Below are 12515 nucleotides of genomic sequence, written 5' to 3'. Positions count from 1 at the left end.
GTGTGAAAAAGATGAGTCATAAAATGTTTCAGAAGCTGGAAAAAGGACTGGGGACAGTTCTCCTGCTGTGCTGCTGTATGCTGTTTCCGGGGTTTTCCGGAAATGTCCATGCGGCGGAATATGCCTGCGAGGTGCAGCTTCCGGTGAAAATAGAGGTGTCCGGTGATAATATTCCCGGAGGAAAGGACTACCGTGTGACTCTGGAAGCCCTGACACCGGAAGCGCCCGTGCCGGAGCATACGACTCTGACCCGGACGGGAGCGGGAAGTATGACCTTCGGGCCGATACGTTATACGAAGCCCGGGGACTATAGCTACCGGATTAGGCAGATTACCGACGGGGCTGAGCGGTTCACCTACGACACAGTGGTATACCGGGTGACTGTCCGGGTGACCAATGGGGAAAACGGGGGACTTCAGGCGCAGATCTGGGCGGAGCGGGAAGGCAGCGTGGGAAAGACCACGGATATTACTTTTCGGAATCAGTACCATGCGCCGGGACAGCAGCAGGAACAGCGGAAAAGTCATCATCATTCGGGAAGTCCGGTGAAGCTGCAGATTCCAAAGACCGGAGACGGAAGCCCTCTGGCAGCCTGGGGCGCTCTGGCAGCTTTGGCCCTGGGAGGGATTCTTCTTTGTGGAAGCCGGATCGGTCAGAGACGGGAGAAAAGCAGAAGTCTGGGATAAAAAACTTGAATCAGATAAAAAGTGGATCGGGGCGGGAGCGTCCTCGATCCATTTTTGTTATTGTTAAGAAATGTTTGTTTGCCAGAGCCCGAAAGCGGAGTATCTGTTTTGATATTAAGATCTGGATACGCTGGCGGGCGTCAGAACACTGGCGATGATCTTACAGAAGGCCTTCATGAAGACGAAGAGCAGTACCGTATTAATGCCCAGGGAAACGATACATTTTACCAGACGAATGGTAAAGAGGTATTTCCATTCCATGCCGTACATGAAATGGAGCCATAGGGTATTCAGGGTACAGGCCTCGACAAATTCAAAGAAGGTAGCCGTGAAGATGCGGGCAGGAGTCACCTTGGAGCGGTAGAGAATCAGGCCGAAGGCGAAACCCAGAATCGCGTAGCTGATAGTAAAACCCGGGAAAAAAGGACCGGTCTGGGGTGCTGCGAAAAAGCTGACCACATCGCCTGCGATACCCACGGACATGCCCATAATGGGACCGCCATAGGCGGCAGCGGCAGCCAGTGCCAGAAAGGCGAAACGGAACTCCAGATAGGGAGTAAGCTTCAGATTCATAAAGGAAAGAGCCACATAGGCGGCCACGAAGAGACCGCAGAGACAGATGTTCTGTACTTTACGAAGATTGTTAAACTGTTCACGAAACGCGAACGCATCCTTGGAAAATAATTGCATAAAAAATACACCTCCTGTATGTGTGTGAGAAACAGTTACAAAATAAATAATATCGAGACTGCTTATGAAGCCCGATTCCTCCACACATGAGATGTACTCATCTGTAGCAACGGGTGCGGATAATATATCGTAAGACCGAGTGAAAACTCTCCTTTTCGTTTCGCGGCGACTCCCCAGCCTGCGAACACTTGACGCATAAAATCCTACTTCGCTATTATTTATTTTTGTCCGAAAAGCTTTCAGACAGCTACATTATAACATAGAATCGGGAAAAAGCAAGAAAGTTTATCAAAAAATTAACAAAACTTTGGAACGGGCTCCTTGCATATTTTTTCGGTTCGTGTTATCCTAAAAACCAATGTCGCTTTTTATGTGAAAAGCTGCTGTAATGTCGGTAACAGAGGTTTCTTATAGAAGTGTGTAGTAGAAAGAGGTGTAAGGATGATTCTGGATGCTTTTTGGGATGCGTTTCTGGATACGGCCAAGACAGTGCCGTTTCTGTTGATTGCCTTTCTGATTCTGGAGACGCTGGAGCATTATTCCAATAATTTTATGAACCGGGCCCTGGGACATATGGGAAAGGCGGGGCCGCTGGTGGGCGCTGTTTTTGGCTGCATACCCCAGTGCGGCTTTTCTGTGGCCGCTGCGAATCTTTATTCCGGCGGGGTCATTACGCTGGGTACGCTGATGGCAGTATTTCTTTCGACTTCAGATGAGGCGATTCTGATTCTGTTCAGCCATCCGGGCAGTGGAAGTGTGATTTTGAAGCTGCTGGCCGGTAAGCTGCTGATCGGTATCGCCGCCGGTTATCTTCTGGACTTCCTGCTTCGGGGTAAGAAGGAGCACAAGCATATCGAGGATATGTGCCGGGGCTGCGGCTGTAGCGACGACAGCGGAATTGTGAAGCCGGCGGTCCGCCATACGATTCAACTGACGATATATGTCTTTGTATTTACGGCGGCTCTGAACCTGGTACTGGGTCTGGTGGGAATGGATGCACTGACCACCTTTTTGGGTAAGGATACCTGGTTCCAGCCCTTCCTGACGGCCCTTCTGGGACTGATTCCCAACTGTGCCTCCTCCATTCTGATCACGGAACTTTACCTGGCAGGCGGCTTGAGCCTGGCTTCCGCCATGGGAGGCCTGTGCGCCGGAGCCGGTGTCGGCCTGGCAGTCCTCTTTCGGGAAAATCACCCGGCAAAAGAGAATGTGGGGATCGTGGCGCTCCTCTATCTGATCTCAGCGGGAGCGGGGCTCCTATTAGAGGTGATTTTGTAGTTTTTTAAAATGGACAAACATACAGTAAAACGAACGCCGGGAAAGCAGGAACCGATCCGCCCTTTCTTTTTAGTAGCCATTTTCCTCCTCCTATGATATGATAAAATCAAAGAGGAAACGAAACGCGACTCATTTTACGGAGGTGCCTATGAAAAAAGCTGGTGGATATCTGAAAAGTCCCCTGCCGCTGATTGTGATGCTTTTGATCCAGTTCGGAGCCAGCATCATAATGTTGCTGCGTTATATTGTGCTGTATGGCTTGGAAAAAGGGACGCAGCTCTATTCCGGTGAAACCTTAAGCGTAGTATTTATCGCAGATATGATGGCGCTTGGCGTCATGGGAATCTGGTATTACGCGGGAGTCGTGAACAGGAAGAAGCGTCTGGAAATTCCAAAGGAACAATCCCTTCTGGGAGCAAAGGATGTGGGACTTCTGGTGGTACTGGCCGTCGGCATGCAGTTCGCCATCGGGATGCTGCTGGCAGTCTGGAATCTGTTTTCTCCGGAGCTCATCGAAGAATACAGCAATATGATGGAAGATGCCGGAATCGGAACACAGGGCATCTTGACAGTACTGGCTGTGGGAATCATCGGGCCTATTACGGAGGAACTGGTTTTTCGCGGCCTGTCCATCGAGTACCTGAAGCGGACAGGAGCTGCCTTTTGGGTTATCAATGTGCTGCAGGCCCTCTATTTCGGTATTGCCCACCTGAATCCGGTACAGGGAGCTTACGCTTTCCTGATCGGTCTCATTTGTGGCTATGTAGTCATGAAGTACAGGACCCTGTGGGCGGGAATTGCTTTTCATATGGCCTTCAACCTCTACTCCCAGGTGCAGTCAGGCCTGACAGATGCCCTGGACAGCAGCGGACTGCTGGAGGGAGCCGCGGGGGCGGTTGTCTTAATTATTTTGTTTTTGGTGGGAATCGGCTTTACGGTATTTCCCCTGATAGCGCTTCATAGAAAGTTCCTTCCGGAATCGATAAATAGAGAGTAGCGGAAAAAGGAACAGAAGAAAACTCCCGGTAAGCCAGATGGATCCGGGAGTTTTCTTCTGTTATCAGAATATTGATCAGTGGCCGTCCCGCATGAGCTTCCGGTATACCATCCAGGAGTACACGTACAGCCACACACATCCGCCCAGAATTCCGAAGGTCAATACGCCAATCATAATTTCGGATGAAAAGAACCCTGCGGCGATCAACAGAAGCCCCATGAGACAGAATACGATTCCGCCCATGGAATGGGTCTTCTTCCAGACATGTTCATTCTCCAGGGCCCAGGGAGTCCGGATGCCCATAAAATAGTTGGGACGCAGCTGAGGCATATAGTTGCCAATTACAACAAAGAGAATCCCGACACCCCAGGGAATCACCTGTTCAATGCGGACCGGCAGTCCGAAAATGGCGGCGTTCATGGCCCAGTTGCAGGCGATCAGAAAGATGGTCAGCACATAAATGAAAATGTCATACGCCTTTTTGTGGAGGGCATAGCTTTTTTTTCGCGGATCAATGTGGGGTATCACCTTCATCAGAAAAATCATCAGAAGTGGAAAGGCCGCTATGAGCAGTGTGGTATATTTACTGGAATAGCTGTTGACGGTTCCGTCAAAGCTCCAGTTGGTAGGTACGGTGTCCGGCATCTTTGTCATCAGACAGGCGTGGGCCGCCAGAGACACTGCGGACAGGCCGATAAAAAACAAATCCTTTTTCGTCAGTTTCATTCTGTTGTTCCCCCTTTGGAAGAAAAATCAAAAAACCATTTTACAAGTTCCTGAAATACGGTCATGTTCAGACTGTAGACGATATTCTGTCCCCGCCGTTCATCCAGCACCAGCCCGGAGGCCTTCAGGACGCTCAAATGATGGCTGATGGAAGGCTTGGAGATATCGAAGCAGTCCGCGATCTCTCCGGCCGTCATATCCCGTTCTGTCAGAAGCTCCAGAATCCGTCGTCTCGTGGGATCCGACAGAGCCTTGAACGCATCGTTTAAAATGGAACCCATCCCCTTTCTACTACGCTTATTCTATGTTTGAACCGAACGATTAGATGATTAGATGAATGTCTAAACGTCTAATTGCAAGATAGCATAATATGAAAGGAAAGTCAAGCAGAATAAAATGCGCGATTGTTTTTTGACGTTTAAGGACATAATATCATAATATAAGGAGATAAAACGGACGGTACAGACAGTCGTGTGATTTAGAACGGGGAGCCCTGAGGATTTGGAAAATGGTAGATTTTTAACCGGGAATGTGTTAGAGTAAAGCGGTAAGAGAACACAAACCGGTCCAGAGTTCCGGACCGGCACAGATAACAGGAGGTAGAGCATATGGCAGTCATAGAGATTACAGAAGCAAATTTTGAGACAGAGGTACTGAAGTCAGAGGTTCCCGTACTGGTGGACTTCTGGGCAGTATGGTGCGGACCCTGTCAGATGCAGGGGCCGATCATTGATGAGCTTTCAGAAGAGGTGCAGGTCGTGAAGTTCGGCAAGCTGAATGTGGACGAGAACATGGGACTGGCCCAGAAGTTCCGGGTTATGAGCATCCCGACCCTGATGCTGTTCAAGAACGGACAGGCTGCAGCCACCGTAGTGGGCCTTCAGTCCAAGGAAGCGGTAAAACAGCTTCTGGGAGTATAAGATGAAGGCATACGATGTGATTATTGTGGGAAACGGGCCGGCGGGACTTTCGGCGGCTCTTTATACCAGCCGGGCGAACCTGAAAACGCTGGTCATCGGTAAGGATGACGGCGCGCTGACGAAAGCAGATCGGATCGAAAACTATTTCGGTATGGCTGAGCCGGTGTCCGGCTGCGAGCTGGTGGAAAACAGCAAGAAGCAGGTGAAAAGCCTGGGAGCGGAGCTCACAGAGGATGAGATCTTTCAGGTCTCCTGGAACAGCGGCTTTACCCTGGAGGGCCGGAAGGATACTTATCAGGCCAAAGCAGTGCTGCTGGCCACAGGAAGCGCCAGAAAGAGCGCGAAGATTCCGGGCCTGTCTGAACTGGAGGGCAGAGGCGTCAGCTACTGTGCTATTTGCGATGCGTTCTTCTACCGCGGTCGGAAGGTGGGTGTCCTGGGAAATGAGGACTACGCCGCTCATGAGCTGTCTCAACTGCTGCCCGTGGTGGGAGAAGCCGTACTTCTGACCGACGGAAAGCCCCTGAATACCAGTGTGCCGGAGCAGGTACAGGTTCTGGAGCAGAAGCTGGCCTCCGTAGACGGAACAGGCCAGGTGGAGGGCGTCACTTTCAAGGATGGGGGAAAACTGGATCTGGACGGCCTTTTTGTGGCCCTGGGAAGCGCCGGAGGCGCCGAACTGGCCCGGAAAATCGGAGCTATGACCGAAGGCCGGAATATCCGTGTGGATGAAGATATGGCCACCAACGTCCCGGGGCTGTACGCCGCAGGCGACTGCACAGGAGGGCTCCTGCAGATCTCCAAGGCCGTGGGCGAGGGCGCGAAAGCCGCCATGAGCATGATAAAGTTCGTGCGCGCCCGGAAAAATTAAAACTTTATAGCGAATCTTGACTGGGAAGCATTCTGGGGGGATAGACCCCGGAATGCTTCTTTGCTCTATAGGAAACAACATGTACATGAAAGTGTGAAATGTTATAAAATGTTACAATATGAAATTAGTATGTTAAAAATATGATGATTTGTGTTAGAAAATTTAAAATAAAACTTGATTTTTATACAAAAAGTATTAAAATAGTAATAGGTTCTTCGGGCAGAAGTGACTTTCAAAAAGGAAAGCCTCCCGGGGACAGACACCCGAAATTTAAGGAGAGGATATCATGATTATCACACAGAAAAAGCCCATCGACGAATTGATGGCGATGCTCGGAGACGCGCAGAAAATTGCGATTCTGGGTTGTGGAAGCTGCGCTACCGCATGTGCGACCGGCGGTGAGAAAGAAGTAGCAGAACTGAAAGCGTATCTGGAGTCAAAAGGAAAAACCGTAGTAGCGACGAACATGGCAGATTACTGCTGTATGAATCTGGGCGTGAAGACAGCCATGAAGAAGCTGAACGCAGCAGGCCCGGACGCTGTAGTCTGTATGTCCTGCGGTGACGGCGTACAGGTGGCGGCAGCCAACAGCCCGTCCGCACCGGTTTATCCGTCCAACAATACCATGTTCCTGGGCGAGGCCGTTCGTTTCGGTCTCTTTGAGGAAGCCTGTCATCTGTGCGGTGACTGCGTGCTGGGAACCACCGGCGGCATCTGCCCCATTTCCCGCTGTGCCAAGTCCCTGGTAAACGGCCCCTGCGGCGGCCAGAAGAACGGCAAGTGCGAGGTGAATCCGGATAACGACTGTGCATGGATTATGATTTACAAGCGTCTGGAGTCTCTGGGAAGACTGGATCTCCTGGCAAAGAGAAGACCGGACAAGGGATACGCGAAGGTATCTTATCCGAGAACAATTAATATCAGGGGGAATAAATAATGGGAATGTTAGAGAAAGCGCTGGAAGGCGGTAAATTTGGTGTAACCGTTGAGATGGCTCCCCCGAAGGGATATGATTTTACAGAGCAGCTGACCGTGGCAGAGCTTCTGAAAGGCAAAGTACACGGTGTGAATGTAACCGATATGCAGTCAGCCTGTCTGAAGGCTTCTTCTCTTGGGCTTTGTATCAAGCTGAAGGAAGCAGGCCTGGAGCCCATCGTACAGGTTACAGGACGTGACAGAAGCCGCATGGGTATCATGGGAGACATGCTTTCCGCAGCAGCATTCGGTATTGACACCATGCTGGCACTGACCGGAGACCATCCGACCGTAGGCGACTGCAAGGAGTCCAAGCCTGTATACGATCTGGATTCTGTAGGTATCCTGCACATGCTGACCTATATGGAAGCCACCGGCAAGGACTGCGGCGGTAACGATCTGGATAATGTGCCCACTTTCTACAAGGGAGCTGCAGTAACTCCGGTGTATGATCCGCTTCCTCTGCAGATCAATAAGCTGCGCCAGAAAGTAGACGCAGGTGCCCGGTATATTCAGACCCAGGGTATCTTCGATATCGAAGGGCTGAAGCGCTTCATGGACGAGGTGGATAAGGCAAATATCCATACTCACATCATGGCTGGTATCATCCCGCTGAAGGCGGCAGGTATGGCCAAGTACATGAATGAGAACGTACCGGGTATTGCAGTACCCCAGGATATGATCGACCGTCTCTCCGCTGCGGCAGCAGAGGGCAAGGAGAAGGGAGTCAAGGGACTGCCCACACAGCTCGGTATCGAGATGGCTGCCGAGATGATCGCGAAGATCAAGGACGAAGGCATCTGCGACGGTGTACATATCATGGCTATCGGCGCAGAGAAGAATGTGCCGAAGATTCTGGAAAAGGCCGGAATCACCATCGAGTAAGCAGACGGATAAGATTTAAGGGAAAAAGAGAAGGTAATGTTACAGAGTGTACAGGACGATTGGAACCGTCCTGTACACTTTTTTTCCTATTCCACAAAAGCAAGCAGAGGTTGCAAAGATGCGCACCCGGCGCAGTGGCAGATGAAAAAAGATAACTTACAAAAAGAATTCCGCCACAAAAACCACCGCGCAGCAGATGACTGCCACAGGCAGCAGGCCTGCGCCCATCCAGGCGGCGGCAATGCCGATGATGAGAGCCAGAGCTCCTGCTATCGGAGACTGGGTGGCGTGGATGATGGCCGGGAAGGTCATGACGGCCAGGGTCACGTAGGGTACATAGTAGAGAAAGGACTGGAGAAACTGATTTTCCAGCGGTTTTCGAATCAGGGTCAGGGGCAGCACGCGGATGGCGTAGGATACGGCGGCCATGATCAGAATGTAGATATAAATATTGTGGGTCATGAGTGGGAAGCTCCTTTCTCAGCGTCGGATTCTGTGAAATCGGATTTGGCGGCAGGCTTCTCCCGGGGAACCGGGAACAAAAGCGCGGCTCCGGCAGAAATCACAACGGTCAGAATGATAGTACGGGTGCCGTCCGACAGGGTACTGACCAGAGGCAGAACCGAGAAGGCGAAGCTGGCGGCAAAGGATAGAGCCACCAGAACAGCCACCACCTTATTTTTCCGGGCGGGCGGAATGATCACAGCCAGGAACATGCCGAAGAGGGCCACGCTTAAGGCGCTGACCACACGTTCCGGTAAAATGTTGCCTGCGATGATGCCAAGGGACGTGCCGATGGACCAGCCGGGCATGGCCATGAGCATGGCACCGTAGGTGTAATAAGGATTCAGATATCCGGGGCGGGCAATGGCGATGCCGAAGAGTTCGTCGGTAATATCGAAGCCCATCAAAAGCCGGTGTCCCAGAGAAAGCCCGGGTTCCAGCCGCTGACTCATGGCGCAGCTCATCAGAAGATAACGGGCGTTGGTAATCAGAGTGACAATGGCGATTTCCGCATAAGCGGCATTGGCGGCGATGACAGTGATGCCGGCGTATTCACCTGCTGACGCGTTATTTAAAATACTGATCAGAAATCCCTGAAAGGCATTGAGTCCCGCGTTCCGCGCGGTGATGCCGAGGGAAAATGCCACAGCCAGGTAGCCGAGGCCGATGGGGATGCCGTCCCGCATTCCCAGGCGGAAGCCCTGGGCTTTGCTTTCGTTCATAAGTAGTTCCTCCCTTTTTTACTGGTTTTATTGTAGCAGTTTTATTTGCATAAGTAAAATGAATGATTATAATAAAACCATGAGAAAACCATAAGAAAAACTGGGATACCATGTCCTTCGCTGTCTTCGGACTTGCACTTTTTATTAAAGATAAATGCTAAAGTTGTACTTTTTAGTTATAATATTAATAAAAAATACAAATTTACACTTTTTAATCGAATTTTGTGTTTGTACTTTTCAACAGAAACATTTTCTGATAGTATATAGAAAACGAAATGCAAACACAGGAGGAAAATAGATATGTGTGGAATCGTAGGATTTGTGGGAAACCAGCAGGCAGCACCCATACTTCTGGCAGGCTTGGCGAAGCTGGAGTACAGAGGATATGATTCGGCCGGACTGGCGGTACGGGACGGCGATGGAAAGATAGAAGTAGTAAAAGCCAAAGGAAGACTGAAGGTTCTGGCGGAGAAGACCAATGGCGGCCAGGCCCTGGCGGGAGACTGCGGCATCGGCCATACCCGTTGGGCCACCCACGGAGAGCCATCCGAGACCAACGCCCATCCCCACTGCAGCGACGACGGAAATGTGGTAGGCGTTCACAACGGCATCATCGAAAACTATCAGGAACTGAAGGATAAGCTGCTGCGGAAGGGCTATCAGTTCTATTCTGAGACCGACACAGAGGTGGCCATCAAACTGGTGGACTACTATTATAAGAAGTATCTGGGAACGCCCGTGGACGCCATCAATCATGCCATGGTGCGGATCCGCGGTTCCTATGCCCTGGCAGTTATGTTCCATGACTACCCTGAGGAGATCTATGTGGCCCGGAAAGACAGCCCCATGATTCTGGGAATGGCAGACGGCGAGTGCTATGTGGCCTCCGATGTACCTGCGATTCTGAAATACACCAGAAATGTATATTATATCGGCAATATGGAGATTGGCCGTCTCCAGAAGGGAGCCATCACCTTCTATAACCTGGACGGCGACGAGATCCAGAAGGAGCCCGTGGAGATTACCTGGGACGCGGAAGCAGCAGAGAAAGCAGGCTTTGAGCATTTTATGATCAAAGAGATCCATGAGCAGCCCAGAGCAGTAAAGGATACCCTGAATTCTGTCATTCACGACGGCGTCATCGACCTGTCGGAGATGGGACTTTCCGACGAGACCATCCGGAATATCAGCCAGCTTTATCTGGTAGCCTGCGGATCCGCCTACCACGCGGCCATGTCCGCCCAGTATGCCATCGAGGATCTGGCTCAGATTCCCGTGCGGGTGGAGCTGGCCTCAGAGTTCCGTTACCGGAAAATGATTCTGGATGAAAAGGGCCTGGTGGTGGTCATCAGCCAGTCCGGAGAGACCGCGGATAGTCTGGCAGCTCTTAGGAAGGCCAAGAGCATGGGAATCCAGACTTTGGCTGTGGTCAATGTGGTGGGATCTTCTATTGCAAGAGAAGCCGATCATGTATTTTACACCCTGGCAGGCCCGGAGATCGCCGTAGCCACCACCAAGGCCTACAGCACCCAGCTCATCGCCTGCGACGTGCTGGGCGTCCAGTTCGCGAAGGTACGGGGAACCATTGATGAGAACCATTACCGGGAGTTGACCGAGGAACTGCTGGCGCTTCCGGAGAAGATCGAACGTATTCTTCAGGACAAAGAGCGTATCCAGTGGTTCGCAGCCAAGCAGGCGGCAGCCCACGATGTTTTCTTTATTGGCCGGGGGATTGATTATGCGATTTCCATGGAGGGCAGCCTGAAGTTAAAGGAGATTAGCTACATCCACTCCGAGGCCTACGCTGCAGGAGAGCTGAAGCACGGCACCATCAGCCTTATCGAGGACGGCACCCTGGTGGTAGGTATCCTGACCCAGAGCAGCCTCTATGAGAAGACTGTCAGCAACCTGGTGGAATGCAAGAGCCGCGGTGCCTACCTGATGGGCCTGACCACCTACGGTCACTACAGCATTGAGGACACCGCCGACTTTGTCATCTACATTCCGAAGACTGATGAGCACTTCGCCGCATCCCTGGCAGTAGTACCCCTCCAGCTTATGGGTTACTATGTATCCGTAGCCAGAGGCCTGGACGTAGATAAGCCGAGAAACCTGGCTAAGAGTGTAACTGTAGAATAATCTGATGCAGAGAAGTTAAACAGTAAACTAGATCCCGGGACAGGAGAAACGGCCCTCCCCTTCGAAACACGCAAATTTTCCGGAGGGGGAGGGCCGTTTCTCCTGTCCGTACACTGCTTAGAGCTTCCGGTATTCCGCATCTTCCCGACAGAGAAACCCGATCTCCCGGGGAGCGATGGGGAAGGGCAATGGCAGCTCGATGAGGGAACCGTTTTGCAGATCCGTCTGCACAAACTGGCGGATCACCCCGGCGATGCCGAGACCTACTCTGGCAAAATCGATGAGCAAATCCATCGACGTAGTTTCCAGCACATTTTCGGGAAAAAGCGTATACTCTTTCATATGAGCGTCCAGATACTGACGGGTCAGATTTTCCCGGTCCAGCAGCATCAGAACGCCATTTTTAATGAAAGAAACTGAATCCTCCGCCGTCAGCTTTTCCGGAAAAGACTGCCCCAGCTGACGTGCCAGGTTATCAAGATAATCCCGGGTGGTCACAAAAGTATCCTGAATTTCCATAACCGGTGAGAAAAGAAGCGTTCCCGCATCCTCCGGCCGCCCGGTGAGCCCCAGATCCAGTTCCCCGTTTTCCAGCATCTGGAGCGTTTGATTGGTTGCCTGACAGGAAATGGTGACCCGCAGGTGCGGATGGGCCTTGATAAAGTCCTTAAGCCGTGGCAGCAGCACATACTTGCATAGGGTGGAACTGACTCCGATGCGAAGCTGCCCCATGCCCAGTTCCCGACGGAGACGCAGCTGGTTTTCTGCATTCTCCAGAGTCTGGAAGGCTGATTTTACATGGGAAAAAAGCAGTTCTCCGTCCTCAGTCAGCTGAACTCCCCGGGAAGAACGGGTAAACAGCGCCGTGTTCATGGAATGCTCCAGCTTCCGGATGGACTTGCTGACCGCAGGCTGGCTGATAAAGAGCTCGTCGGCAGCGTGGGAAATATTGCCGGTCAGGGCCACGGTGTAGAAGATACGGTAGAGGGACAAATTCTGGTTCATCGTTAAAATCCTTTCTGTAAAAAAGTGAAAAGCCTGACAATGCAAGGAATTCTGTCAGAAATCACGGTGGTGTTGGTAAAAATTTAGAAATATAATTTAAAGTTATAACAAGTATTA

The 12515-nt window shown here is 51.4% G+C and carries 14 protein-coding genes and 1 riboswitch; of the genes, 8 read left to right on the top strand and 6 right to left on the bottom strand.

Features of this window, described 5'->3' with window-relative positions; translation table 11 throughout:
- Positions 1-11: 11 nt before the first annotated feature.
- The gene (locus H8S44_RS10245) at positions 12-686 is read left to right on the top strand and encodes a Spy0128 family protein (RefSeq protein ID WP_186873594.1); all 675 of its coding nucleotides are present in this window, start codon (positions 12-14) and stop codon (positions 684-686) included.
- Positions 687-800: 114 nt separating this feature from the next.
- Here the strand turns inward: H8S44_RS10245 and H8S44_RS10240 are convergent, their stop codons facing one another.
- A complete protein-coding gene (locus H8S44_RS10240) occupies positions 801-1376 on the bottom strand; it encodes a folate family ECF transporter S component (RefSeq protein WP_186873593.1) in 576 nt (191 codons plus the stop codon).
- 105 nt (positions 1377-1481) lie between these two features.
- A riboswitch (THF riboswitch) is annotated at positions 1482-1589 on the bottom strand.
- Between the two features lie 228 nt (positions 1590-1817).
- Here H8S44_RS10240 and H8S44_RS10235 point away from each other — a divergent pair.
- Complete coding sequence (locus tag H8S44_RS10235; RefSeq protein WP_186873592.1) at positions 1818-2654, top strand: putative manganese transporter; 837 nt, start codon at positions 1818-1820, stop codon at positions 2652-2654.
- Positions 2655-2802: 148 nt separating this feature from the next.
- On the top strand, positions 2803-3651 hold the full coding sequence (locus tag H8S44_RS10230; RefSeq protein WP_186873591.1) for a CPBP family intramembrane glutamic endopeptidase: 849 nt from the start codon (positions 2803-2805) through the stop codon (positions 3649-3651).
- A gap of 75 nt (positions 3652-3726) precedes the next feature.
- Here the strand turns inward: H8S44_RS10230 and H8S44_RS10225 are convergent, their stop codons facing one another.
- A complete protein-coding gene (locus H8S44_RS10225; RefSeq protein ID WP_186873590.1) occupies positions 3727-4377 on the bottom strand; it encodes an SdpI family protein in 651 nt (216 codons plus the stop codon).
- Positions 4374-4658 carry an autorepressor SdpR family transcription factor gene (locus tag H8S44_RS10220; protein ID WP_186873589.1) on the bottom strand — a complete coding sequence of 95 codons (285 nt, stop codon included), beginning with the start codon at positions 4656-4658 and terminating at the stop codon, positions 4374-4376. Before H8S44_RS10220 ends, H8S44_RS10225 begins: the two co-directional genes overlap by 4 nt.
- A gap of 327 nt (positions 4659-4985) precedes the next feature.
- Here H8S44_RS10220 and trxA point away from each other — a divergent pair, with 327 nt between their 5' ends.
- From trxA to H8S44_RS10200, 4 genes are all read left to right on the top strand, one after another.
- A complete protein-coding gene (gene trxA, locus H8S44_RS10215; protein WP_186873588.1) occupies positions 4986-5297 on the top strand; it encodes a thioredoxin in 312 nt (103 codons plus the stop codon).
- Between the two features lies 1 nt (position 5298).
- On the top strand, positions 5299-6168 hold the full coding sequence (locus H8S44_RS10210; RefSeq protein WP_186873587.1) for an NAD(P)/FAD-dependent oxidoreductase: 870 nt from the start codon (positions 5299-5301) through the stop codon (positions 6166-6168).
- Between the two features lie 286 nt (positions 6169-6454).
- Positions 6455-7105: a methylenetetrahydrofolate reductase C-terminal domain-containing protein gene (locus tag H8S44_RS10205; RefSeq protein ID WP_186873586.1), complete on the top strand. Its 651-nt coding sequence runs from the start codon at positions 6455-6457 to the stop codon at positions 7103-7105.
- Positions 7105-8028, top strand: coding sequence for a methylenetetrahydrofolate reductase (locus H8S44_RS10200; RefSeq protein WP_186873585.1), 924 nt, complete (start codon positions 7105-7107; stop codon positions 8026-8028). Before H8S44_RS10205 ends, H8S44_RS10200 begins: the two co-directional genes overlap by 1 nt.
- A 156-nt stretch (positions 8029-8184) precedes the next feature.
- On the opposite strand, the gene H8S44_RS10195 is transcribed toward H8S44_RS10200, so the two are convergent.
- Together H8S44_RS10195 and H8S44_RS10190 are read right to left on the bottom strand one after the other, a co-directional pair.
- The gene (locus H8S44_RS10195; protein ID WP_186873584.1) at positions 8185-8490 is read right to left on the bottom strand and encodes an AzlD domain-containing protein; all 306 of its coding nucleotides are present in this window, start codon (positions 8488-8490) and stop codon (positions 8185-8187) included.
- Positions 8487-9254 carry an AzlC family ABC transporter permease gene (locus H8S44_RS10190; RefSeq protein ID WP_186873583.1) on the bottom strand — a complete coding sequence of 256 codons (768 nt, stop codon included), beginning with the start codon at positions 9252-9254 and terminating at the stop codon, positions 8487-8489. Before H8S44_RS10190 ends, H8S44_RS10195 begins: the two co-directional genes overlap by 4 nt.
- Positions 9255-9554: 300 nt before the next feature.
- On the opposite strand from H8S44_RS10190, the gene glmS reads away from it, so the two are divergent.
- The gene (gene glmS / locus H8S44_RS10185; protein ID WP_186873582.1) at positions 9555-11393 is read left to right on the top strand and encodes a glutamine--fructose-6-phosphate transaminase (isomerizing); all 1839 of its coding nucleotides are present in this window, start codon (positions 9555-9557) and stop codon (positions 11391-11393) included.
- Between the two features lie 117 nt (positions 11394-11510).
- Here glmS and H8S44_RS10180 read toward each other — a convergent pair whose 3' ends face one another.
- Positions 11511-12398, bottom strand: a complete 888-nt coding sequence (locus H8S44_RS10180) for a LysR family transcriptional regulator (protein ID WP_186873581.1) — start codon at positions 12396-12398, stop codon at positions 11511-11513.
- Positions 12399-12515 lie beyond the last annotated feature (117 nt).

Source organism: Anaerosacchariphilus hominis, from assembly GCF_014290175.1.
Lineage (GTDB): Bacteria > Bacillota > Clostridia > Lachnospirales > Lachnospiraceae > Laedolimicola > Laedolimicola hominis.
This window is presented reverse-complemented; position numbering and strand designations above follow the sequence as displayed.